The 24102-nt window shown below is 71.6% G+C and carries 21 protein-coding genes; 8 read left to right on the top strand and 13 right to left on the bottom strand.

Annotated features, from left to right (window positions below):
- Positions 1-232 precede the first annotated feature (232 nt).
- The 7 genes from Q9R20_RS02285 to Q9R20_RS02255 form a co-directional block, all read right to left on the bottom strand.
- The gene (locus Q9R20_RS02285; protein WP_311247815.1) at positions 233-1015 is read right to left on the bottom strand and encodes an alpha/beta hydrolase; all 783 of its coding nucleotides are present in this window, start codon (positions 1013-1015) and stop codon (positions 233-235) included.
- Between the two features lie 21 nt (positions 1016-1036).
- Complete coding sequence (locus tag Q9R20_RS02280) at positions 1037-2188, bottom strand: mannitol-1-phosphate 5-dehydrogenase (protein ID WP_311247814.1); 1152 nt, start codon at positions 2186-2188, stop codon at positions 1037-1039.
- Entirely contained in the window at positions 2185-2622 is a 438-nt protein-coding gene (locus Q9R20_RS02275) for a PTS sugar transporter subunit IIA (protein WP_311247813.1), read from the bottom strand. Before Q9R20_RS02275 ends, Q9R20_RS02280 begins: the two co-directional genes overlap by 4 nt.
- 102 nt (positions 2623-2724) lie before the next feature.
- The gene (locus tag Q9R20_RS02270; RefSeq protein ID WP_311247812.1) at positions 2725-4392 is read right to left on the bottom strand and encodes a PTS mannitol transporter subunit IICB; all 1668 of its coding nucleotides are present in this window, start codon (positions 4390-4392) and stop codon (positions 2725-2727) included.
- Positions 4393-4444: 52 nt separating this feature from the next.
- Positions 4445-6130: a phosphoenolpyruvate--protein phosphotransferase gene (gene ptsP / locus Q9R20_RS02265; RefSeq protein WP_311247811.1), complete on the bottom strand. Its 1686-nt coding sequence runs from the start codon at positions 6128-6130 to the stop codon at positions 4445-4447.
- Between the two features lie 15 nt (positions 6131-6145).
- Positions 6146-6421 carry an HPr family phosphocarrier protein gene (locus Q9R20_RS02260; protein ID WP_311247810.1) on the bottom strand — a complete coding sequence of 92 codons (276 nt, stop codon included), beginning with the start codon at positions 6419-6421 and terminating at the stop codon, positions 6146-6148.
- Between the two features lie 19 nt (positions 6422-6440).
- Entirely contained in the window at positions 6441-6767 is a 327-nt protein-coding gene (locus tag Q9R20_RS02255; RefSeq protein ID WP_311247809.1) for a PTS sugar transporter, read from the bottom strand.
- 164 nt (positions 6768-6931) lie between these two features.
- On the opposite strand from Q9R20_RS02255, the gene Q9R20_RS02250 reads away from it, so the two are divergent.
- On the top strand, positions 6932-8860 hold the full coding sequence (locus Q9R20_RS02250; RefSeq protein WP_311247808.1) for a PTS sugar transporter subunit IIA: 1929 nt from the start codon (positions 6932-6934) through the stop codon (positions 8858-8860).
- A gap of 96 nt (positions 8861-8956) precedes the next feature.
- Here Q9R20_RS02250 and Q9R20_RS02245 read toward each other — a convergent pair whose 3' ends face one another.
- Both Q9R20_RS02245 and Q9R20_RS02240 read right to left on the bottom strand, forming a co-directional pair.
- Positions 8957-10663: a phospho-sugar mutase gene (locus tag Q9R20_RS02245; protein ID WP_311247806.1), complete on the bottom strand. Its 1707-nt coding sequence runs from the start codon at positions 10661-10663 to the stop codon at positions 8957-8959.
- The gene (locus Q9R20_RS02240; protein WP_311247805.1) at positions 10660-11493 is read right to left on the bottom strand and encodes a purine-nucleoside phosphorylase; all 834 of its coding nucleotides are present in this window, start codon (positions 11491-11493) and stop codon (positions 10660-10662) included. The genes Q9R20_RS02245 and Q9R20_RS02240 overlap by 4 nt, the downstream gene beginning before the upstream one ends.
- A gap of 73 nt (positions 11494-11566) precedes the next feature.
- Here Q9R20_RS02240 and Q9R20_RS02235 point away from each other — a divergent pair, with 73 nt between their 5' ends.
- Positions 11567-13027 (top strand): NAD(P)H-quinone dehydrogenase, encoded by a 1461-nt coding sequence (locus Q9R20_RS02235; RefSeq protein ID WP_311247804.1) that lies wholly within the window; start codon positions 11567-11569, stop codon positions 13025-13027.
- Positions 13028-13413: 386 nt separating this feature from the next.
- Here the strand turns inward: Q9R20_RS02235 and Q9R20_RS02230 are convergent, their stop codons facing one another.
- Entirely contained in the window at positions 13414-15180 is a 1767-nt protein-coding gene (locus Q9R20_RS02230) for a biotin carboxylase N-terminal domain-containing protein (RefSeq protein WP_311247803.1), read from the bottom strand.
- Between the two features lie 77 nt (positions 15181-15257).
- On the bottom strand, positions 15258-15905 hold the full coding sequence (locus tag Q9R20_RS02225; protein WP_311247802.1) for a Maf family protein: 648 nt from the start codon (positions 15903-15905) through the stop codon (positions 15258-15260).
- A gap of 112 nt (positions 15906-16017) precedes the next feature.
- Here Q9R20_RS02225 and Q9R20_RS02220 point away from each other — a divergent pair, with 112 nt between their 5' ends.
- From Q9R20_RS02220 to Q9R20_RS02205, 4 genes are read left to right on the top strand one after another with little or no spacing between them, the layout of a single operon-like run.
- Complete coding sequence (locus Q9R20_RS02220) at positions 16018-17277, top strand: TRAM domain-containing protein (protein ID WP_311247801.1); 1260 nt, start codon at positions 16018-16020, stop codon at positions 17275-17277.
- A 47-nt stretch (positions 17278-17324) separates the two neighbouring features.
- Entirely contained in the window at positions 17325-17993 is a 669-nt protein-coding gene (locus Q9R20_RS02215; RefSeq protein ID WP_311247800.1) for a response regulator transcription factor, read from the top strand.
- Positions 17971-19242: an ATP-binding protein gene (locus tag Q9R20_RS02210; protein WP_311247799.1), complete on the top strand. Its 1272-nt coding sequence runs from the start codon at positions 17971-17973 to the stop codon at positions 19240-19242. Before Q9R20_RS02215 ends, Q9R20_RS02210 begins: the two co-directional genes overlap by 23 nt.
- Positions 19239-20261: a hypothetical protein gene (locus Q9R20_RS02205; protein WP_311247798.1), complete on the top strand. Its 1023-nt coding sequence runs from the start codon at positions 19239-19241 to the stop codon at positions 20259-20261. The genes Q9R20_RS02210 and Q9R20_RS02205 overlap by 4 nt, the downstream gene beginning before the upstream one ends.
- A gap of 400 nt (positions 20262-20661) precedes the next feature.
- Here the strand turns inward: Q9R20_RS02205 and Q9R20_RS02200 are convergent, their stop codons facing one another.
- Both Q9R20_RS02200 and Q9R20_RS02195 read right to left on the bottom strand, forming a co-directional pair.
- On the bottom strand, positions 20662-20898 hold the full coding sequence (locus Q9R20_RS02200; protein ID WP_295838890.1) for an acyl-CoA carboxylase subunit epsilon: 237 nt from the start codon (positions 20896-20898) through the stop codon (positions 20662-20664).
- On the bottom strand, positions 20895-22484 hold the full coding sequence (locus Q9R20_RS02195; RefSeq protein WP_295838891.1) for an acyl-CoA carboxylase subunit beta: 1590 nt from the start codon (positions 22482-22484) through the stop codon (positions 20895-20897). Before Q9R20_RS02195 ends, Q9R20_RS02200 begins: the two co-directional genes overlap by 4 nt.
- A 158-nt stretch (positions 22485-22642) precedes the next feature.
- Between Q9R20_RS02195 and Q9R20_RS02190 the strand changes: the two genes are divergently transcribed.
- Positions 22643-23425: a biotin--[acetyl-CoA-carboxylase] ligase gene (locus Q9R20_RS02190; protein WP_311247797.1), complete on the top strand. Its 783-nt coding sequence runs from the start codon at positions 22643-22645 to the stop codon at positions 23423-23425.
- Between the two features lie 54 nt (positions 23426-23479).
- Positions 23480-24034: a PH domain-containing protein gene (locus tag Q9R20_RS02185; RefSeq protein WP_311247796.1), complete on the top strand. Its 555-nt coding sequence runs from the start codon at positions 23480-23482 to the stop codon at positions 24032-24034.
- Positions 24035-24102: the final 68 nt, after the last annotated feature.

Here is a 24102-nt window from a genome sequence, read left to right as displayed (position 1 = left end):
GAAACGACGCGAAGAGAACATGGGCCTCTCGCGCGGCGCAGGCGGACGCCGCGTGGGGTCGACGAGGGCCGGGGATGGGGGTCGCCGACGCTCGGGAACGATAGGGGGTGGGGCTCTCGTCTGCTCTCGACTCGCGAGGAACCTGTTATCGAAATGCTATGGAGGCGCTGAGTGCCCCTTCCACACCTCGACTACTGGTTTCACTACTGGGTTCCCGCGGCGCCGAGGCGGGTCAGCCGCGCGGGAGGAAACCGGCCAGCTGATCCGCGATGATCCGCTCGACGTCTTCCGAGTCCGCCGTCGGTGTCCCATCACCGGGCTGCGGACCATACGAGCCGAATGAGGCGTGTGAGGCGCCGGGGATCTCGACGAAGGTCGTGGTCGCGGGCAGCTCGGCCTTGGCATCCGAGATCTTCTGCGGGGTCGACAGGCCGTCCTCCGAGCCGCTGAGGCTGAGGACCGGGAGCCCGGACTGCGACAGATCGTTCGCGCAGTACGAGGCGAAGAGCACGAGGGCGTCGGCGTCGGAAGCCAGCTGACAGGCGCGCACGCCGCCGAGGGAGTGCCCGCCGACCGCCCAGGTGGAGACGTCGGGGGCGAGATCCGTGAAGGTCGAGAGGGGACGCGGGTCGAAGAACGCGAGGTTCAGCCACGGACGGGTGATGACGACCGTGATCCCGTCGTCGACGACGGTGTCGGCGAACGTCGCGATGTACCCCTCGGCCTCGACCTTGGCGCCCGGGATGAACACGAGGCCCTGACCGGTCGCACCGGCGGTGGGGCTGAGGACGATTCCCGCCCCGTCATCGGCGATCGTGAGCCCGGGGTTCGCGCGGGCCTCCGCGAGCGGCTCGGCCTCGGCGCCCATGACCCCCATCTGGCTGTAGATCAGGATGCCGCCGACGAGCAGGACCACGAGGGCCCCCAGGCCGCCGAGGATCCAGCGCAGCAGACGACGACGCCGGCGGGGCGCTCGAGGCGCTCCGCCGGCGTCGGACGGGGTCGTGTCGGTCACCCCACGAGGGTAACCCCGGGGTCAGGCCGCGACAGCGGCCTTGCGTACCGAGACGATCTCGACGATCCGCGCGAACAGGGGGTGCTCGGCGTCGAGGCCGGTGACCTCGGTGGTGAACGCCTCGGCGTCGAGCTCGCGCAGCATCCGCTGCAGGTCGACGGCCTGGGCGTCCTCGGCATCCGAGAACTCCAGGGCCGCGGCCATTGCGGCCACCAGGGCGTCGACGGGAAGACCCCGCTCGACGGCCTCGGCCGCGGGGCCGACGAAGCGCTCGTGCCGCGAGAGCTTGCGCAGCGGCTGCCGGCCCACGCGCCAGACGGTGTCGGGGAGGGCATCGTTGCGGAAGCGGCGCAGGATCGTCGCGCGGTACTCGCCCTGCACGTCGGCGTCGAGCTCGTGCTTCTGCACCAGCAGGGCGCTCGTCTCCTCGAGTGCGGCCTCGACCTTCGCGGCGATCCCGGGGTCAGCCAGCGCATCGGAGATGCGGTCGATCCCGGCCTGCGCCCCGAAGTACGCCGTGGTGGCGTGCCCGGTGTTGACCGTGAAGAGCTTGCGCTCGATGTACGGCTCGAGGTCGTCGACGAAGTGCGCGCCCGGGATGTGCGGCGGGGTGTCGCCGAACGGTGCGCGTTCGATCGCCCACTCGTAGAACGGTTCGACCGTGACGTCGACGCCGCCCTGGGCCTGCGCGGGGACGATCCGATCGACGGCGGTGTTCGCGAACACCGAGCGCGCGGCGAGCGCATCCCAGGAGTCGCCGGCGATCGCGATGACGTGCTCGCGCAGCTGGTCGGTCGCGCCGATGGCGTTCTCGCACGCCATGATCTGCAGCGGGGCGAGGGAAGGGTCGCGAAGGGCCAGCCCCGCCACGATGTGCGGGGCGACGAACTTCAAGATCGTGGGTCCGACGGCGGTGGTCACCACGTCGGCGGTCGCGATCTCGTCGACGAGGGCCTCGGCATCCACCGAGCTGTCGATCGCGCGGAAGCCGGTCACCTCCTTGTCGACGCCGCCGTCGCCCACCTCGTGGACGGTGTAGGAGCTCGCCGAGTTGATCGCCTCGACCAGGGCCGCCGAGACGTCGGAGAAGACGAGGTCGTAGCCGCCCTCGTGAAGCAGGAGGCCGACGAAGCCGCGGCCGATGTTGCCCGCGCCGAAGTGGACCGCCTTCATGCGTTGACGGAGGCCGAGAGGGCCCGGAACAGCTCCTCGGGGGAGGAGGCGGCCTTCAGGCGCGCGACGTCGTCCTCCTCGGAGAAGAGGATGGCGATCTGCGACAGGATCTCGAGGTGCTCGTCGCCCTTGCCGGCGATGCCGATGACAAAGGTCACGGGCTCTCCGCCCCAGTCGACGCCGCCGTCGTAGCGCACGACCGACAGACCGGACGTGAGGATGGCCTGCTTGGTCTCGTTGGTGCCGTGAGGGATCGCGAGCTCGTTGCCCATGTACGTCGACACGGTCTCTTCGCGCTGCTGCATGGCGGCGAAGTACTCGGCGGTGACGGCGCCGGTGGCCTGGAGCAGGTCGGCGGCTTCCTTCATCGCCTCCTCGCGGGTGGCGCTGCCGGGGTGGATGCGGACGGATTCGCTGCGGAGGACGTCTGACATGGTTCTCGCCTTTCTCGTCGTGCTGTCCAGCCTCGCAAAACACGGGGCGGACGGGAAGACGAAGGGGCCGGGCTTGTGCCCCGGCCCCTTCGTGCTAGGGGATTACTTCGCTTCGTGCTGCGCGCGCACCATCTCCACGACCTCGTCGTAGCGCGGCGAGTTCATGAAGTTGTCGACCGAGACGTGCACCGAGTCGGGCGACTGCGCCTTGGCGCGATCGGTGAGCTGGTTCTGCGTGATGACCAGGTCGGCCGAGCCGTCGAGGTTCGCGATCGCCTGGTTGGTGACCGTGACTCCGTCGATGCCGGCCTTCTTGATCTTGTTGCGCAGGACGCTGGCGCCCATCGCCGAGGAGCCCATGCCGGCGTCGCAGGCGAACACGATGTTGTTCAGCTGCTTCGTGGTCACGGCGCCGCCCTCGAGCCCGCCGAGAGCGCCGTCGACGTCGCGGTCGGCCGTCTCGGTGGTGCCCGAGCCGGTCGTGCCGGCAGCACGGGTGCGCAGAGCGCCGAGGGCCGACGACTCCTTGCCCTTGTTCGCCGCGGTCTGGTCGATGGCCGCGGCGAAGCTGTCGCCCTCGGCCTCCTGGTCGCGCTTGCGCGAGGCCCGCAGGATGACGCCCGAGACGAGGAAGGTCACGACGGCGGCGACGATGACCGAGAGGTACACGACGAGGACGTTCGCCACGCCGCCACCGGCGGCGGCCGCCGTCACGGCGATGATGCTGCCGGGAGCGGCCGGGAACACCAGACCGCCGCCGAAGATCATGTTGACCGCGACACCCGAGGCGCCACCGGCGATCAGGGCGAGGATCGTCATGGGCTTGGCGAGCGCGTACGGGAAGTAGATCTCGTGGATGCCGCCGAGGAACTGGATCACGATGGCGCCGGGAGCGGAGGCCTTCGCCGCACCCACACCGAAGAAGGTGAAGGCGAGCAGCAGGCCCAGACCCGGTCCGGGGTTGGCCTCGATGAGGAACAGGATCGACTTGCCGGTGTCGGCGGCCTGCTCGATGCCGAGCGGGGTGAAGACACCGTGGTTGATGGCGTTGTTGAGGAACAGCACCTTGGCCGGCTCGACGATGATCGACAGCACCGGGAGCAGGTTGAACTGCACGAGGAACGCGACGATGCTGCCGAGGACGGCGCTGATGCCGAGGAAGACCGGACCGAAGGCGAAGAAGCCGACGATCGCGAGCACCATGCCGAGGATGCCGGCGGAGAAGTTGTTCACGAGCATCTCGAAGCCGGGGCGGATCTTGCCGTCCCACAGCTTGTCCATCTGCTTGGTGATCCAGGCCGCGAGCGGACCCATGATCATCGCGCCGAGGAACATCGGGATGTTGGTGCCGACGATGACGCCCATCACGGCGATCGTGGCGACCACGCCACCGCGGGCACCGTAGACGATACGTCCACCGGTGTTGGCGATGAGAAGCGGCAGCAGGTAGGTGATCATGACGCTGACCAGGCCCACGTAGCCCTGGTAGGTGTCGCCGCCCTCGGTCGCGGTGAGCGCGGTCATGGCGCCGGGCCAGCCGATGGCCGCGGCGTCGCCGCCGCCGCCGATGATCTCGGCCACGGGCGCCCAGTGCCAGCCGAACGGGCTGTTGGCACCGAAGAACCCGGCGGGGATGAAGAGCATGGTGATGAAGCCCCATGCGATGAATGCCGCGATGTTCGGCATGATCATGCCGGAGAGGAACGTGCCGAATCGCTGAACCGCGATCCGAGCCCCTCCCGGCTTCTTGGCGGGTGACGTCGTCGTCATTGCTGTGTCTCCTTGGGTGACGGTACGGCCGGAGCCGCGGTAAGGGTGCGGCTCACGCCGCGACGGTGTTCGACGAGGCCGCCTGGGCGGCCTCTCGGGCGGAGGCCGCGTCATCGGCGGCCAGGGCGGCCTCGGCGATGCGGCGGGCATCGTCGAGAGAGTGGGTGAGCAGGGTGGCGCGCACGTCGGCCAGGGCCGTGGGGGCCATGGAGAGCGTGGTGGCGCCGAGGCCGACGAGCACGACCGCGAGCAGCGGGTCGGCCGCCGCCTCGCCGCAGATGCCGACGGGCTTGCCGTTGGCCGCACCGGCGGCCCCGACCTCGCGGATGAGGCGGAGGACGGCCGGATGCCACGGGTCCTGGAACGACGCGACCGAACCGAGCAGACGGTCGGCGGCGAGGGTGTACTGCGTCAGGTCGTTCGTGCCGATCGAGGCGAAGTCCGCGATCTGCAGGATGCGGTCGGCGAGCAGGGCCGAGGAGGGGACCTCGACCATGACGCCGGTGGTCTTGAGGCCGTAGTCCTTCGCCAGCGCGGTGAAGTACCGGGTCTCCTCGACCGTCGAGACCATGGGGGCCATGACCCACAGGTCGGCGGGGCCGGCCTCGGACGCGCGGGTCGCGGCATCCGCCTCGGCGAGGGCGGTGAGCTGCTCGCGCAGGATGTCCTCGCTCGCACGGAGGGCGCGCAGGCCCCGCAGGCCCAGCGCCGGGTTCTCCTCGTGGGCGTCGTTGAGGAACGGCAGCGGCTTGTCGGCACCGGCGTCGAGGACGCGCACGACGACCTTCTTGCCGGGGAAGGCACTGAGCAGCTCGGTGTACGCCGCGCGCTGCTCCTCGACGGTGGGCGCGGAGCTGGAGCTGAGGAAGAGGAACTCGGTGCGGAACAGGCCCACGCCCTCGGCGCCCAGCTCGACGGCCTCGGCGGCTCCGCCGGGCTTGCCGAGGTTCGCCAGCAGCGGCACCTTCGTGCCGTCCGCGAGCGAGCCGTCGGTGATGGGGGCGGATGCCGCGGCCTTGCGGGCGTCGGCGCGGTTCTGGGCGCGCGCGAGGTCGTCGTCGGTCGGGTCGACGGTGACGACCCCCGCGGCGGCGTCGACGATGACCGTCTGACCGTCGACCAGGTCCTTGGCGCCGCTCGCTCCCACGACCGCGACGATCGACTTCTCGCGAGCGAGGATCGCCGTGTGCGAGGTCGGGCCGCCCTCGGTGGTCACCAGCGCGAGCACCTTGTCGAGGTCGAGCAGGGCGGTGTCGGCGGGAGCGAGGTCCTTCGCGACGAGCACGAACGGGTGGCCGGGGTCGGGGATGCCGGGGGCGGCGACGCCGCGCAGGCGCGCGATGACGCGCTGGGCGACGTCGTCGAGGTCTGCGGCGCGCTCGCCGAGGTAGCCGCCGAGGGCCACGAGCTGCTCGCGGAACGACGCGAAGGCGTCGTGGACGGCGAACTCGCCGGTCTTACCGGCGGCGAGGCGGCTGTCGACCTCGGCCTCGAGCGTGGGGTCCTCGGCGATCATCGCCTGCGCCTCGAGCACGTCGCGCGCGGCGCCGCCCGCCTGCGCACCGCGGGCCTCGAGCTCACGGGCGACCGCGGCGACGGCCTCGCGCACGCGGACGGTCTCGTCCTCGACGCTCAGCTCGCTCTTCGCGTCCTTCGGGGCGGGCAGGGGCTCTGCCATGCGCGCGATGGGTCCCTGGGCGACGCCCAGTCCGATTCCGACTCCACGGAGTTCCGTCATGGTGCTGTGTTTCCTTTACTCGGCGTCGTGGTCGGTGGTCAGGAGCTCGGCGAGGCGCTCCAGCGTCGCCTCGGCGTTGTCGCCGTCGGCGGTGAGGGTCACGTAGTCGCCCTGTTCGAGCCCGAGCGCGATGATCCCGAGGATGCTCGCGGCGTTGATGGGCCCACCCGCGTCTTTGGCCAGGGTCACCGGGATGCCCGATTCCTTCGCGGCCTGCGCGAACAGCTTCGCCGGACGCGCGTGCAGCCCGTGCGACGATCCGATGCGGACGGTGCGGGTCAACTGGGGCATGGTGTCGTCTCCATCGGGCTCAGATCGTGTCCGCGTGCGGGCGGGAACGCAGCGCGTCCTCGACCAGGGCGAGGGTCCGGATGCCGCTCTGGTCGGCGAAGACGTCGTCGGGCATGAGGACGACGGTCGCGCCCCGCGGGGCGGCCGCGGCGCGGATCCGGTCCAGCTCGGGAGCCAGGTGCGGACCCACGAGCACGATGTCGGCGGCGTCGAGGTCGATCGGGAGGGAGCGCGAGGTCCCCGCCGAGGCGGAGTAGTCCAGCCCCCGCTCGTGCGCAGCACGACGGACGCGTTGCGCGACGAACGTGCTCGACGCACCCGCTCCACACACCACGAGGATCCTCATCGACCGGCCTTTCTTCCTCTCGATTGTGCGCACCCCGTTCACAGGCGACAACCAGGTTCGTTTCCCACCCCCCGGAACGCGGATGCCGCCGCCCCGCGCCGCGCGCGGATCCGCGTGGTTGGATGGAGGGAACGCTGCCAGCCCGGCGGCGCGGAGGACGGATCGTGACGACGAAGGCTCGCCAGGACCGCCTGCTGGCTCTGCTGCTGCGGGACGGGGAGTGGTCGACCGCCGCGTCCCTGGCAGACGCGCTCGGCGTGACCCCCCGCAGCGTCCGCTCCTACGTCACCGCCGTCAACGCGCGCGTGCCCGGGGGTGCGGCGATCGAGTCCGGTCCGCTCGGCTACCGCGCCGGCAGTGAGGCCGCGTCGGCCCTGCGGGCCCTCAGCGGAACGGATGCCGGCACCCCCCGCGACCGCCTGCACACCCTGGTGCGGCGCCTGCTCGACTCCGCCGACGGCATCGACGTCTTCGACACCGCCGACGCCCTCCATGTCAGCGCCGCGACCCTCGAGGCCGATCTCGCGCGGGTGCGGAGCCTTCTCGGCGGAACGGAGCTGACCCTCGAGCGCTCGGCATCCACCGCCCGCCTCCGGGGGACCGAGGTCGCTCAGCGGCGCCTGCTGTCCAAACTCGCGCATGACGAGATGGATGCCGGGCTGTTCGACCTCGACGCGCTGCGGCGCACGCTCGGGGAGCGGTCGGTGGGGGCCCGCGCGTTCGGACCGTTCAAGGCCGAGCTCGTCGCCGAGCTGAACGCCCTCGGCTACTACGTCAACGAGATCGGCATCGGCGACGTCGTGATGCACATCGCGATCGCCGCCGACCGCACCACGCGGGATCGTGCCCTCGGCTCTCCCGGCGGCGACTCCAGCGACGCCGCGGCCGCGGTCGTCGACCTGCTCGACCGCCTCACCGTGAAGCACATCGGCGTGCAGCTCGGCTCCGGCGACCTCCGCCACCTCGCCACCCTCGTTCTCACGCGCATCGTGGCCCCGGGCACCCCGGGCGGCGACGACGTCCGCGCGCGCCTCGATCCCGACGTCGAGGCCGCCGTCCGCCGCGTCGTCGAGAACGCGGCATCCGAGTTCCTCGTCGACATCGCACACGACGACTTCATCCTGCGGCTCGCGCTGCACGTGCAGAACCTCCTCGCGCGCTCGCGGGAGCAGGCGTGGTCGCGCAACCCCCTGACGCGCTCGCTGAAGTCGACGTACCCGATGATCTTCGAGGTCGCGGTGTACATCGCCAAGGGGCTGCAGGACGGCCTCGGCATCCCGATCCTCGACGACGAGATCGCCTACATCGCCATGCACGTCGGCGGGCGGCTCGAGCGCAGTCGCCGAGCGGATCAGCTGCTCACGGCCACCATCGTGTGCCCCGGGTACTACGAGCTTCACGAACTGCTGCGCTCGTCGGTCGACCGCTCGCTCGGGCAGGCGATCGAGGTCGTCGGCGTCGAGACGCGCATCGACCCCGCGTGGGATGCCATCGACACCGACCTCGTGCTCACCACGATCGACCCGCCGCGCCCCGGCGACCGGTTCGTCCGGATCCAGCCGTTCCTGACCGACGCCGACGTCGAGCGCGTCCAGGCCGCCGCCGGGCGCATCCGACGCGGTCGGCGGCTGGCGCGCCTGCGGGCCGAGCTCGAGCGGTACTTCGCGCCGGGCGCCTTCGTGCGGGGCCTGGATGCCACGGCCGCCGAGGCCGGGGTCATCCGGCGCCTCGGGGGCCTGCTCGTGGACCAGGGCGTCATCGACGGCGCGTACGTCGACCGGGCGGTCGAGCGCGAGACGATCTCGTCGACCGCGTTCACCGATGCCCTCGCCGTGCCGCACGCGATGGGCATGACCGCGACCCAGACCCGTATCGCCATCGGCATCGCCGACCCCTCGATCGAGTGGGGCGAGGGTCGCGTGCAGGTCGTCGCGCTCGTGGCCTTCAGCGAGACCGACCGCGAGGCCTTCCAGACGGTGTTCGAGCAGTTCGTCGAGGTGTTCAGCGAGCGCGAGAGCGTGCAGCGCATCGTACGCCGCGCGACGTCGTTCCCCGCGTTCCTCGACGAGCTGGTCGCGGTGATCGACGGCTGACGCGGGTGGGTTGGGTCGGCATCCCCTGCCGCTAGGTGGCCCCGGGGCCATTTCTGTCGCCCCGGGGCCACCTGCGATCGCCGAAACCAAACCGGCTCAGCGCACCGCCATCAACAACTCCTCCGCCCCCGCCCGCAGCGCCTCGAGCCGGCGGCGCGCCTTCTTCGCCGAGGAGCCGCGCACGTCGAGGTACAGCTTGAGCTTGGGCTCGGTGCCGCTGGGCCGCACGATCAGGCGCGAGCCGTCGTCGAGCCAGATGCGCAGCACGTCTCCGGGCGGGAACCCGTCGACCCCGAGCAGCAGGTCGTCGATGCGCGACACCGGGGTCTCGCCGATCGCGGCGGGCGGCTGGGCGCGGAGGGATGCCATGATCCCGGCGATCTCGCTCACGTCGTCGACGCGCACCGAGATCTGGTCGCTCGCGAAGGCGCCGAACGTGTCACGGAACTCGCGCAGCAGGTCGCCGACGGTGCGGCCCTCGCCGCGCGCCTCGGCGGCCATGCCGAGCAGCGCGACCGCCGCGGAGATGCCGTCCTTGTCGCGCACGGTGCCGGGGTTCACGAGGTAGCCGAGCGCCTCCTCGAAGCCGAAGACGATACCCGGCGCCCGCGAGATCCACTTGAAGCCAGTGAGGGTCGAGTGGAAGGCGAGTCCGTAGTGCTCGGCCACGGCCTGAAGGCCGGGCGACGAGACGAGCGAGCAGGCGAGGGATGCCGGTGCCTCGGCGCCGGATTCTGCGACACCGTCCGCGGGCGTAGCGGCCGAAGCCGCAGCGCGCGCCGCACGCCACCCGAGCAGCAGCCCGATCTCGTTGCCGGTGAGCCGCCGCCAGCCGCCCTCGGTGTCGGGGTCGGGGATCGCGACGGCGAGACGGTCGGCATCCGGGTCGTTCGCGATCACCAGCTCGGCGTCGGATGCCCGTGCGGTCTCGAACGCGAGATCCATCGCGCCGGGTTCCTCGGGGTTGGGGAACGCGACCGTGGGGAAGCGGCCGTCGGGTTCGATCTGCGCCTGCACCAGGGTCGGCGCGGGGTAGCCGGCCTCGGCGAGCACGCGGGAGACGGTCTCCCATCCGACGCCGTGCATCGCGGTGTAGACCCAGCGCAGCCCCTCGGCTCCGCTCGGCGCGGGCGCGACGGCGGCGGTCGCGGCGACGTAGGCCTCGACCACCGATTCGGGGGCGTTCTCGTAGCCGACCGAGCGGGGGAGGGTCGTGATGTCGCCGCCGTCGGCGATGCGCTGGATGTGCGCGGCGATCTCGGCGTCGGCCGGCGAGACGATCTGCGCACCGGCGTCGTCGCCGCCGAGGTACACCTTGTAACCGTTGTCGTCGGGCGGGTTGTGGCTCGCCGTGACCATGACGCCGGCGTCGGCACCGAGGTGGCGCACCGCGAAGGCGAGCACGGGGGTCGGCAGCAGCCGCGGCAGCAGGATGGCCCGCAGCCCCGCGCCGGCGAAGATCTCCACCGAGTCGCGGGCGAACACGTCCGAGTTGCGTCGGCCGTCGTAACCGACCACGACGGTCGGCACCCCGCCCGAGGAACGTTCGAGCAGGTACGCCGCGAACCCGGCCGCCGCCTGTGCGACGAGCACGCGGTTCATGCGGTTCGAGCCGGCGCCGAGGGTTCCGCGCAGGCCGGCCGTGCCGAACGCCAGGCGGGTGGAGAAGCGATCGTCGAGATCCGCCGAGGCCTCGGCATCCCCCGCTTCGGCCCGGGTGATGAGGGCGGTGAGCTCGTCACGGGTGACGGCATCCGGATCCTGGGCGAGCCAGGCCCGGGCCGCGTCGAGGAAGGCGCTCACAGTGCCCCGATCACGCGCGCGAGCAGCGCCGAGATCACGGGCTCCGCCTCGCGGCCGGCCTCGAGCACCTCCTCGTGGCTGAGAGGGGTCTGCTGGATGCCGGCGGCCAGGTTCGTGATGAGCGAGAAGCCGAGGATCTCCATGCCGGCCTGTCGCGCGGCGATCGCCTCGAGAGCCGTCGACATGCCGACGATGTGCCCGCCGATCGTCTTGGCCATCTGCACCTCGGCCGGGGTCTCGTAGTGGGGGCCGCGGAACTGGCAGTACACGCCCTCGTCGAGGCTGGGGTCGACGCCCCGCGCGATCTCGCGCAGGCGCGACGAGTAGAGGTCGGTGAGGTCGACGAAGGTCGCGCCCTCGAGGGGGGAGTCGGCGGTGAGGTTGATGTGGTCGCTGATGAGCACGGGCTGGCCGGGCTTCCACGTCTCGCGGATGCCGCCGGCGCCGTTGGTGAGGATCATCGTGGTCGCGCCCGTCGCCGCGGCGGTGCGGACGCTGTGCACGACGCGGCGCACGCCGTGTCCTTCGTAGTAGTGCGTGCGGGCGCCGATGACCAGGACGTTCTTGCCGCCGGGCGTGCGGACGCTGCGGAGCGTGCCGACGTGCCCCTCGAGAGCGGGCTTGCTGAAGCCGGTGACCTCGGTGGCGGGGAACGACGCCGTCTCCTCGCCGATGAGTTCGGCGGCGCGGCCCCAGCCCGACCCGAGGGTCACGGCGATGTCGTGGTGCTCGACGCCGGAGAGGCGGGCGATGTCGGCCGCCGCGGTCCGCGCGACCTCGAAGGGATCGACCGCCGGGTCGTCGAGCGGGTGAGATGTGCTGTGGGACATCCCCCCACTCTAGAAACTGCGCGGCTCGCGAGCCACCTGTGAGGCGCATCGGCATCCGCTCAGCGCTGACAGAATGGATGCCATGGTGCAGAGCTTCGAGCGCAAGCAGTCCGTCGCGATCGTCGGCGGGGGCCCCGGCGGCTACGAGGCGGCCCTCTCCGCGGCCCAGCTCGGTGCCGACGTCACCCTCGTCGAGCGCGCGGGCGTCGGCGGTTCCGCCGTCATCACCGACGTCGTGCCGTCCAAGACGCTCATCGCGACCGCCGACGCCGCCGTCGCGATCCGCAACGCCAGCAGCCTCGGTGTGCAGTTGTTCGCGAAGGACGACCGCGGCAAGCCGCTGACCCCCGAGGTCGCGATCAACCTCGCCGCCGTCAATCAGCGTCTGCTCTCCCTCGCGCGCCAGCAGTCCGACGACATGCGGTCCTCGCTGCTCGAGGCGGGTGTGCGCATCATCTCGGGTCACGGCCGCCTCGACGGCAACGGCGCCGTGGTCGTCTCGACCGAGGCCGGCGGCACCGACTTCGACCGGATCGAGGCGGAGACCCTCGTCGTGTCGGTGGGCGCCTCCCCGCGCGAGCTGCCGTCGGCGAAGCCCGACGGTGAGCGCATCCTCACCTGGACGCAGCTGTACAACATGAAGTCGGTGCCCTCGCACCTGATCGTCGTCGGCTCCGGTGTGACCGGCGCCGAGTTCGCCTCGGCGTACATGAACCTCGGCGCCAAGGTCACGCTCGTCTCGAGCCGCGACCAGGTGCTGCCCGGGGAGGACCAGGATGCCGCCGCCGTCCTCGAGCGCGTGTTCCAGCGCGGGGGGATGACGCTGCTGTCGAAGGCGCGGGCCGATTCGGTGGTCAACACCGGCGACGGTGTCACGGTGACCCTCGCCGACGGGCGCACGATCGAGGGCAGTCATTGCCTCATGGCCGTGGGCTCGATCCCCAACACCGCCGGTCTCGGCCTCGAGCAGGCGGGTGTGCAGATGACGGCATCCGGGCACATCCGCGTCAACCGCGTCGCGCGCACCTCGGTGCCGAACATCTACGCCGCCGGCGACTGCACGAACTTCTACCCCCTGGCCTCCGTCGCGTCGATGCAGGGACGGCAGGCGATCTTCCACGCGCTGGGCGACATCGTCATCCCGCTCGAGACGCGCCGCATCACCGCCAACATCTTCACCGCCCCCGAGATCGCCACGGTCGGCTTCAGCGAGCAGGACATCACCGAGGGCCGCATCGCCGGAAAGGTGCGCAAGCTCCCGCTGTCGGCGAACCCGCGAGCGAAGATGCAGGGCATCACCGACGGTTTCGTCAAGCTCATCGCCCGCGAGGGCAGCGGCACCGTGATGGGCGGCGTGATCGTCGGCCCCAAGGCGTCGGAGCTCATCTACCCGATCGCGATCGCCGTCGAGCGCCGCCTCACGGTCGACCAGGTCGCCCGCGTGTTCGCGGTCTACCCCTCGCTCACCTCGAGCATCACCGACGCCGCCCGCGCCATGCACATCGTCGACCGCGACGACCCCGGCGAGGACTGAGCATCCCGGATGCCGCGGGCTCGCGGCATCCGTCGCCGTCCGGCGGGGTCCGGGGTGGGGTGCTGGTCCACGCTATGTGCCTGCGCATAAACGCCGTTCGCGAGGGGAAACGCGGTGTGCTCGCGTTTCTGCGCGTGGATCGCGTTTATGCGGGGGTGTGGAGCCTCGGCGGGGCCTGAGTGTGCCGGATGCCGTGCGTTTGCGGAATCCGTCGCCGGTTCGGTGTCCCGTGGCCGGCCGGGTTCGCGCATAAACGCTGTTTGCGCGCATAAACGCGGTGTGCTCGCGTTTTTGCGCACGGATCGCGTTTATGCGTGGGGGGGGTGAGACGAACGACGGCGCCGCACCCCCGGGGGAGTGCGGCGCCGAGCGAGTGACGCGGGACGTCAGCTGATCAGCAGCAGCTGGTGGCCGGCGGAGACGGTGGTGCCGGGGGCCGCGTCGATGCCCGCGACCGTTCCGTCTTTGTGCGCCTGGATGGGCTGCTCCATCTTCATGGCCTCGAGGACGACGACCAGGTCGCCCTTCACGACCTGCTGGCCCTCTTCGACGGCGACCTTGACGATCGTCGCCTGCATCGGCGACTTCACCGCATCGCCGGTGGCGCCGGCGGTGGGGGAGGCCGCGTGCGAGCGACGGGACGGGGGAGCGGCGGCCGGACGGCCCACCTGCGGGGCGGCCGCGGTGATGCGGTCGGGCAGGCTCACCTCGAGGCGCTTGCCGCCGACCTCGACCACCACGGTGTGACGGCCGGCGGCCGCTGCGGGTGCCTCGAGCTCGCCGTCCCAAGCCGGGATGTCGTTGACGAACTCGGTCTCGATCCAGCGGGTGAAGACGCCGAACTCGCCGTCCTCGGCCGTGAAGGCGGGGTCGCGCACGACCTTGCGGTGAAAGGGCAGCACCGTCGGCATGCCGGCGACCTCGAACTCGTCGAGGGCGCGGCGGGCGCGCTCGAGCGCCTCGGCGCGGTCGCGGCCGGTCACGATGATCTTCGCGAGCAGCGAGTCGAACGCGCCCGAGACGCTGTCGCCCGCGGTCACTCCCGAGTCGAGACGGATGCCGGGACCACCGAACGTCTTGAACACGTGGATGGGGCCGGGCTGCGGCAGGAAGCCTCGGCCCGGGTCTTCTCCGTTGATGCGGAACTCGATCGAGTGGCCGCTGGGCTCGGGGTCGCCGTAACCGAGCTCTTCTCCCTCGGCGACGCGGAACTGCTCGCGCACCAGGTCGATGCCGGTGACCTCTTCGGAGACGGGGTGCTCGACCTGCAGGCGCGTGTTGACCTCGAGGAACGAGATGGTGCCGTCGGCGCCGATGAGGAACTCGCACGTGCCCGCACCGACGTAGCCGACCTCTTTGAGGATGGCCTTGGATGCCGAGTACAGCACCGCGTTCTGCTCGTCGCTGAGGAACGGCGCGGGGGCTTCCTCGACGAGCTTCTGGTGGCGGCGCTGCAGCGAGCAGTCGCGCGTGGAGACGACGACGACGTTGCCGGCGGAGTCGGCGAGACACTGCGTCTCGACGTGGCGCGGCTTGTCGAGGTACTTCTCGACGAAGCACTCGCCGCGGCCGAAGGCGGCGACCGCCTCGCGCGTGGCCGATTCGAACATCTCGGCGACCTCGTCGAGTTCGCGGGCGACCTTGAGGCCGCGTCCGCCGCCGCCGTACGCCGCCTTGATCGCGATGGGAAGTCCCACCTGCTCGGCGAAGGCGATGACCTCGTCGGCGCCCGAGACGGGGCCGGGGGTTCCGGGGGCGAGGGGCGCGCCCACCTTCTCGGCGACGTGGCGCGCGGTGACCTTGTCGCCGAGGGCCTCGATGGCATCCGGGGAGGGGCCGATCCAGATCAGGCCGGCACCGATCACGGCGCGGGCGAAGTCGGCGTTCTCGGCGAGGAAGCCGTAGCCGGGGTGAACGGCGTCGGCGCCGGAGCGGCGGGCGACCGAGAGGATCTTCTCGATCGAGAGGTAGGTGTCGGCGCTCGTGGAGCCCTCGAGGGCGTACGCCTCGTCGGCGAGGCGGGTGTGCAGGGCGTCGCGGTCCTGATCGGCGTAGACGGCGACGGAGGCCTTGCCCGAGTCGCGGGCGGCGCGGATGATACGGACGGCGATCTCGCCGCGGTTGGCGACAAGGACCTTGGCGATCTTCGGCATTCGTCCAGCCTAGCGACGGTGGGGGCCCGCTTTTTGACCCTCCTCGACAAGAAACGTCCGAAAACGTGTGCGGGAGTCTACGAACGGTTCCAGAGGGCGGTCCACGAGCCGCCGAGCTCGCGCACGAGGCGGCGCACGGTCGACAGCGACATGCCCACGACCGTGGAGGGATCCCCCTCGACGCGCTCGATGAAGGCGCCGCCGAGGCTGTCGACGGTGAACGCGCCGGCGACGAGCAGAGGTTCGCCGCTGGCGACGTACGCGGTGATCTCGTCGTCGTCGACGTCGGCGGCGAAGGTGACCGACGCCTCGGCGACCGCGTGCGCTTCGCGCGGTTCGGCGCCGGGCTGCAGACGGAAGACGCTGTGACCCGAGTGCAGCACGCCGGTGCGTCCGCGCATCCCGCGCCAGCGCGCGGTCGCCGCCTCGGGGGTGTACGGCTTGCCGAGGATCTCGTCGCCGAGCTCGAACATCGAATCCCCGCCGATGACGAAGCCGTCGAAGCCGGGATCCTCGGCGCGCAGGCGATGGGCGACGTCCGCGGCCTTACGGCGGGCGAGCAGCAGCACGTGCTCGGCCGCCGGCAGGCGACGGGCCTCGGCCGCCTCGACCTCGGCGATCACGGCCTCCTCGTCGACCTGCGGACCCTGCGCCTCGGGCTCGATCCCCGCCTGTCGCAGCAGCATGAGTCGAGCGGGAGAAGTGGATGCCAAGCACACGCGCATGCGTCCACGGTACCGACGCGCGCACCCCGTCGCGCGCGGCGGGTCCCGGACCCTTCGACAGGCTCGGGCCCGCGCCCGGCGCTCTCCCGGACGCATGTGACAGGCTCGGGGGATGCACGACGACGACCTCATCGATCTCGACATCACCGGCATCGCCCACGGCGGCGTGTCCGTCGGGCGGCACGACGGGCGGGTCGTCTTCGTCTCGGACACCCTGCCCGGCGAACGCGTGCGCGCGCGTCTGACCGACACGCGCAAGAAGTCGTTCTGGCGGGCCGACGCCGTCGAGGTGCTGGAGGCGGCGCCCGAGCGGCGCCCGCACGTGTGGCGCGCGGCCGACATCGACGTCGATCCGTCGGTGCGCGTGGGCGGCGCGGAGTTCGGGCACATCGAGCTGTCGCACCAGCGTGCGCTCAAGGAACGTGTCATCCGTGAGGCTGTCGAGCGGGTGGGCAAGCTGGAGCTGCCCGTCGACGTGCGTCCCGCGGGCGACGCGGACGCCCCCGAGACGGCCGACGGCACCGGATGGCGCACCCGCGTGAGCCTGCACGTCGACGAAGAGGGTCGGGTCGGCGCGTACGCCGCGCGCTCGCACCACGTCGTCGAGACCCCCGATCTCCCGCTGGCCACCGACGCGATCGCCCGCGCGGCGGCGGAGGCGCGCGCGGGCGCGCGTCCGGGCCGCATCGATCTCGTCCAGCCCGCCGACGGACGGGTGCGCGTGATCGCCCGCCCCGACGGCGCCCGCCCCGCGGGTTCTCCCGAGGTGATCGAGGAGCGCGTCGGCGAGCGCACCTTCCGCGTGGATGCCACGGGCTTCTGGCAGGTGCACCGACTCGCCGCCCGCACCCTCACCTCGCTCGTCGCCGAGGAGCTGACCGCGTCGATCGGCGCCCTCGACCCCGACGCCCTGCACCTGGATCTGTACGGGGGAGTGGGGCTGTTCGCCGCGACGCTGGGGGATCTCGGCGGTCCGGCGACGCGCGTCGTGAGCGTCGAGTCCGACCCCCGGGCCACCGAGCACGCCGGCGAGAACCTCGCCGGGTGGCTGGGGGCGCGGGCCGAGACCGCCCGGGTGGACCGCTTCGTCGCCCGGCTCGCCGCCGACGCCTCCGAGCGGGAGCGGGAGCGCGTGTCCCGGGGTGTCGTCCTGCTGGATCCGCCGCGCGCGGGCGCGGGCCGCGAGGTGGTCGATCACGTCGCCGCGCTGTCGCCGTCCGCCGTCGTCTACGTCGCCTGCGACCCGGTCGCCCTCGCCCGCGACCTCTCGACCTTCGCCGCGCACGGGTACCGCGCCGACAGCGGCATCCGCGGCGTCGACCTCTTCCCCCATTCGCACCACGTCGAGGCGGTGACGGTGCTGCGGCGCTGAGCCCCGCGCCTCCCCGCTGCCCCCTCCCGCGCCGATACGATGAGGGGATGACGCGCGTCGCCCTCATCGATGATCACGAGTCCGTCCGGCTCGGGTTGGAGGCCGCCCTGACGCGCACCGAGGCGACCGAGGTCGTGTTCTCCGGCGCCAGCGTCGCGGCGTATCTGTCGTGGCGGCAGAGCACCGCGGCATCCCCCGCCGACGTCGTCGTTCTCGACCTCACGCTCGGCGACGGCACGACGGTGTCCGAGAACGTCGACCGCGTCGTGCGCGACGGCTCGAGCGTGATCATCCACAGCGTCGCCGACCGCGCCGCCGCGGTGCGCGAGGCGCTCGCCGCGGGCGCGGCGGGCATCGTCAGCAAGTCCTCGCCCACGCACGAAGTGCTCGGCGCCATCAGCACCGTCGCGCGCGGCGAACTGCTCGACAACGTCGAGTGGGCGAGCGCGGTCGAGGGCGACCGCGAGTTCGCCGACGCCCAACTGTCGGCCCGAGAGCGCGAGGTGCTGCGACTGTACGCGGCGGGACTGCCGTTGAAGGCCGTCGCCGAACGCCTCGGGGTGGCCTACTCGACCGCGAAAGAGAACATCACGCGGGTCCGGGTCAAGTACGTCGAGGTCGGCCGCCCGGCGCCGACGAAGGTCGACCTGCTGCGTCGCGCCATGGAAGACGGCATCCTGCAGGATGCGCCCGATGACGCCCCCGGCAATGGCTGAGGCCGATCGGTCGGTGCTCGACGAGGCGTGGGGGCGCATCCCGCACACGCGCGAGGGGCAGGCCGAGCAGGGCTCGTTCACGCAGACGCGGATCGAGCGCGTGATCACCCTCATCGTCGGCCCGGGGTCGCTCGTGCTCGGGGCGCAGGCGTTCTTCGCCGCCTTCGGTCCGGGCGACGAGGCACCGGGCTGGCATCTCCCGCTGGTGCTCGCCGTCTTCGTCCCGCTGATCGCGATGATCGTGGCGTGCTCGGTGGGGCGGTTCGCGCGCGTGTTCTCAGGCATCTTCGCCGTGGTGTTCGTGCTGGCGCTGACGCTGTGGCCTTTCGCGACCGCCGGCGGCCCGTCTCCGGTGCCGACCGAGAACCCGTGGATCTTCTACCTCGTCAACGTGGCCACGGTCGCCACGATCGTCGCCTTCCCGCTTCCGCTGCAGGTGGCCTGGACGGTGGCCACCCCGCTCTTGTTCGGCGTCGTGCGGCTGCTGCAGGCCGGCGGGCGTCCGGAGTTCGTGCTGCCGATCGCCCTCGACGTGTCGTTCGCGCTGATCCTCGGCAGCGTCCTGGTGACCCTCGGGTGGATGTACCGCTCGATCGCGGCGAACGTCGACCAGGCGCGCGCGTCGGCGGTGACCAGCTACGCCTCGGCGGCGGCGACGGCGGCCACCGAGCACGAGCGCGTCGCTGTGGCCGCGCTCATGCACGACAGCGTGCTCGGCGCGCTCCTCGCCGCCGAACGTGCGTCGACCCCGCGGGAGCGCACGCTCGCGGTGAGCATGGCCCGTGAGGCGCTCACCCGTCTGGCGAACGCCGAGAAAGACGCTCTCGAGGGCAGCGACGAACCGGTCCCGGCCACGCGTCTCGCCGACGACATCGAGTCCGCGGCGCGGGAGCTCGGCGTCGAGCTCACCGTCATCCGCCAGGTCGAGGAGGGCACGCCCCGGGTTCCGGGCCGCATCGCCCGGGCTCTCGTCCTCGCCGCGATGCAGGCGGTCGCCAACGCCGTCCAACATGCGGAGGCGCAGGGCCTCTCGGTGCAGCTGACCGGGTACACCGCCCCGGGAGGGGTGGCGGTGCGCGTGCGCGACACCGGTCCCGGCTTCGACGTGTCGGCGATCCCGCCGGACCGCCTCGGCATCCGGGGCTCGATCGTGGCGCGTCTGGCCGCGGTCGGCGGCCGCAGCGACATCGACGCCCACGAGGGCGGCACGACCGTCACCCTCGAGTGGGAGAGCGGTGATCGCTGGTGAACGTCCGCTCCGTCCTCTCGCTGCTCGGCTTGGCCTTCACGGCGTACCTCGCGGCGCGCGGCTTGATCTGGACCTCACCCGAGACGGTGCGACGCGGCTGGCTCATCGTCGCCGCGCTGGTGGTCTACCTCCCGGTGACCGTGCTGTGGATCTTCGGCGTCGGTGCCCGCGCGCGCTCCTCCGACCGCGCGGCCCGCATGCCGGGATGGGGCGTCGCCCTCGCCCTCCTCGTCGCGGTCGTCGTCTCGAATGCGCCGTTCCTCGCCGTCACCGAGGAGGGCCGGACGCAGCCGTTCGTCACCTGGGTCATCGGGGGCATCGGGGCGCTGATGACGATCGTCATGGTGCGGCGCCGCCCGATCGTCGCGTGGGTCGGCATGATCGTGCTCACGATCTCGACGTCGTTCTGGCTCGGCCCGCTGCAGGCGCTGAGCCTCGGACTGGTCGGGTCGTTCCTGTGGGTGACGTCGGCTCAGCTGGTCACGATCGCCCTCGACAAGGCGGCGCGTGACACCGAGCGTCTCGCCGAGCTGCAGCAGGCCGCCTCGGCGTGGCAGGCCTCGCAGAGCGGACGGCAGCGCGAGCGGCGGATCCACGTGCAGCGGGCGCTGCAGGCCGCGGGCCCGATCCTCGCCCGCACGATCGAGAACGGCGGCAATCTGCGTGCCGCCGATAAAGAGGCCGCCCGCCGGGCCGAGGCGAGCCTGCGCGACGAGCTGCGCGGAAGCCGCCTGCTCGACGACGGCGTCCGTGTCGAGATCGAGGCGGCGAGGCGCCGTGGCGCCGCGGTCAGCCTGTTCGACGAGGGTGGCCTGGAGGGGATGGATGCCGCCCACCTGGCGTGCATTCGCAAGGAGCTGGCCGAGATCCTCCGGGAGTCGGTGTCGGACCGCGTGATCATCCGCACGTCGCCGCACCACGAGGTGGCGGTGACCATCGTCGGCCGCTCCAGCGGAGACGCCGAGGCCGGCGACGACGACAACGTCGATCTCTGGCGCGAGATCCGACGGCCACGGTAGTCGTCGGAGGCGGCCCGGCGGCGCGGACTCCCGCGTCCGCCCCGGGCGGCGGGCCGTCACGCGCGTCGCGTGACCTTGCGTGCCGCATCATCGGCATCCGATATCCGGCGCGCTCACACCACCACCCCTGCGGACCTGGGGTTCCCATCGACGTTTCTTGGGGGGGGGGGGGGGGATTCCGTCGACGAAAGCGGTCTTGTCCGCAGGGGAGGTGGGGGTGAGGGGCAGCGAAATCGCCTGCCCCTCACCCGGGCGAACGGTTACCCGAAAACCGTTCGCGCGGCCGGAGCCGGCTCTAAGGAGCGGTCCGACCGAACGCGTGATGCGTTCCAGCTCCTCCAGTATCGACGGCTGTGCCGCTGTCGTCTGTAGGTATTTCGGGGGACAGTCGACGAGGGCGTCAGCCCGTGAAGCCGTGCCAGCCCGCCGTGCGGTTCAGGGGCGTGCGCAGGCCCCGCGCCGACAGCTCCCAGCGCGAGCGGGGAGCGTCGTCGGGAGCGGTGGCCTCGGCCACCTCGCGCACGTACGCCTCGCCGACCACGACGATCGCCGCGGCCAGCTCCTCCTCGGTGGGCGTGCCGCGCACGACCTCCGCCACGAACGGGCGGGGGGCGTCGGCGTCGAGGGCGTCGCTCACAGCGGGATGTTCCCGTGCTTCTTCGCGGGCAGGCTCGCGCGCTTGTTGCGCAGCGCTCGCAGGGCCTTGGCGATCGAGACGCGCGTCTGCGCCGGCTCGATGATCCCGTCGAGCTCGCCGCGCTCGGCGGCGAGGAACGGGGATGCCACGTTGTAGGTGTACTCGTTCGCGAGACGCGTGCGCACGGCGGCGACGTCTTCGCCGGCCTCTTCGGCGCGCTTGATCTCGCCGCGGTAGAGGATGTTGACCGCGCCCTGACCGCCCATGACGGCGATCTCGGCGGTGGGCCAGGCGAGGTTGATGTCGGCACCGAGCTGCTTGGAGCCCATGACGATGTAGGCCCCGCCGTAGGCCTTGCGCAGGATCACGGTCACCAGGGGCACGGTGGCCTCGGCATAGGCGTAGAGCAGCTTCGCGCCGCGGCGAATGACGCCGGTCCACTCCTGGTCGGTGCCGGGGAGGTAGCCGGGCACGTCGACGAGGGTGACGATCGGCACGGAGAACGCGTCGCAGAAGCGCACGAAACGGCTGGCCTTCTCGCCCGCGTCGATGTTGAGGGTCCCCGCCATCTGCGAGGGCTGGTTGGCGATGATGCCCACGGTGCGCCCCTCGATGCGGCCGAAGCCGATGACGATGTTCGGCGCGAACAGCGGCTGCACCTCGAGGAACTCCGCGGCATCCACGATTCCGTCGATGACGGTGTGGATGTCGTACGGCTGGTTCGGGGAGTCGGGGATGATCGTGTTCAGCGAGCGGTCGGCATCCGTCGTCTCGAACTCGAAGGGGGTGTCGTAGACGGGGATCTCGGCGAGGTTGTTGTCGGGGAGGTAGCCGATGAGACCGCGGGCGTAGTCGATCGCGTCGTCCTCGTCGTCGGCGAGGTAGTGCGCGACGCCCGAGCGGGTGTTGTGGGTGTGCGCTCCGCCGAGCTCCTCCATGCCGACGTCTTCACCGGTGACGGTCTTGATGACGTCGGGGCCGGTGACGAACATCTGGCTGGTCTTGTCGACCATGATGACGAAGTCGGTGAGCGCGGGGGAGTAGACCGCACCGCCGGCGGCGGGTCCCATGATGATCGAGATCTGCGGGATGACGCCCGAGGCCGCGGTGTTCAGGCGGAAGATCTCGCCGTACTTTCCGAGCGCCACGACGCCCTCCTGGATGCGGGCGCCGCCGGAGTCCAGGATGCCGATGATCGGGATGCCGCTTCTCAGCGCCAGCTCCATCACCTTGATGATCTTGTCGCCGGCGACCTCGCCGAGCGAGCCGCCGAAGGTGGAGAAGTCCTGCGCGTACACGGCGACGGTGCGGCCGTGGATGGTGCCGGTGCCGGTGACGACGGAGTCGCCGTAGGGGCGGGACTTGTCCATGCCGAAGGCGGTGGTGCGGTGGCGTACGTACTCGTCGAGCTCCACGAAGGAGCCCGGGTCGACCAGCATCTCGAGACGCTCGCGGGCGGTGAGCTTGCCCTTCGCGTGCTGCTTGGTGCGGGCGGCGGCTTCGGCGTCGACGACCGCCTCCTGGAACCTGTTGCGCAGGTCGGCGATCTTGCCGGCGGTCGTGAAGAGATCGGGCTGGTCGGTCACGCATTCCACCCTAGCGACCGCACCGTCGGCGAGGTTGGAGGGTGCGCACAAGCGAACGCCCGAGGTGCTGTGGCATCCGTCCATCGGTGCAGCCGTGGGCGCCGAGTCCCGTGGTGCAACCGGATGCCGTGCCCCCGGCGCTTCCCTAAGGTGTGGGCATGCCGATTCCCGCCGACGGATACCCCCGCGCAGCCGCTCACACCCCCCGCCTCCAGGTGGTCGAGACCACCGATTCGACCAACGCCGACGTCGTCGCGGCGGTCACCGCCGACCCCGCCGGGTGGCCGCACCTGTCGCTGCTCGTCACCGACGATCAGCGCGCCGGCCGCGGCCGACTCGACCGCTCGTGGACCGCTCCGGCCGGGACGGCCCTCGCCGTGTCGGTGGTGGTGGACGCCTCGACGATCCCCATGCCGCTGCGGGGCTGGATCCCGCTGGCCGCGGGGGCGGCGATGACGCGCGCGGTGCGCGGGCAGCTGACCGGGCACGGCAGCACCGCCGAGCTGAAGTGGCCGAACGACGTTCTCGTCGACGGCGGCAAGATCTGCGGCATCCTCGCCGAGGCGGTGCCCGGCACCTTCGACACGGTGGTCGTCGGGGCGGGCGTCAACACGCGCATGACGCGCGCCGATCTGCCCGTGACGACGGCCACCTCGTTCGCCGCGATCGGCATCGACAGCGACGACGACCGCCTGCTCGCGGACTACCTCGAGGAGCTGGGACGCATCCTCGCCGAGCTGGCGAAGGGCGATGTCGAGCGGGTGCATCGCGACGTCGAGAAGCTCTGCGCCACCGTGGGCCGGGACGTCTCGGTGGCGATGCCCGACGGCTCGACGCTCGCCGGGACCGCCACGCGCCTCGACCACGAGGGACGGCTGGTCGTCGACGCCGGCACGATCGAGACCGTCGTCTCGGCCGGAGACGTCGTCCACGTGCGCTGACCGGCCCCCGCGTGGCGGCGGCACGCTCCCGGCGCGACGTCGCACAATGAGAGGGTGACTCAGCCGTCGAGCTCGATCGGCCGCCCGCGCACGCCGGCGCCGGGAACGGCCGCGCCCGAGCTGCGCATCGCGCGGCTGCACGCGCACGCGCGTCGGCTGCTGTGGTCGGCGCTCGTGCTCATCGGCGTCGCGGGAGCGACCGGCTACTTCTACGACAACCTCCCCGCCCCCTACGAGAACTGGATGCTGCTGACGGCCGCCGGCGTCGCGGTGCTGCTGCTGGTGGTGGTGCCCTTCCTCGTCTGGCTGTCGCACACGTGGACGATCACCACGCGCCGCGTGATCGAGCGCTCGGGGCCGTTCGGCGCGAACCACCGCGAGATCTCGCACGTGCGCGGGTACGCGATCCAGATGCGCCGCGGCATCCTGCAGCGACTGTGGGGTGCGGGCACCCTGACGCTGTCGAACGGCGTCGAGCCGCCGCTGCGTCTGAAGAACATCCCGAACGCGGTGCTCGTGCACGAGACGCTCGTCGACCAGGTCGAGGTCAATCAGATCCTCGCGCACCGCGACTCGCAGACCTTCGGTTCGGGCTCGGTCGGTCTCTGACGCGGGCCGCGGTCCCGTCGCCGGCGTCCGAGGGGTCCGGTCCCTTCGACAGGCTCAGGGACCTCGGG

Origin of the sequence: Microbacterium sp. PRF11, assembly GCF_031844085.1 — a bacterium.
GTDB lineage: Bacteria > Actinomycetota > Actinomycetes > Actinomycetales > Microbacteriaceae > Microbacterium.
The sequence above is the reverse complement of the archived record's forward strand: the minus strand, read 5'-3'. Positions and strand labels throughout refer to the sequence as shown.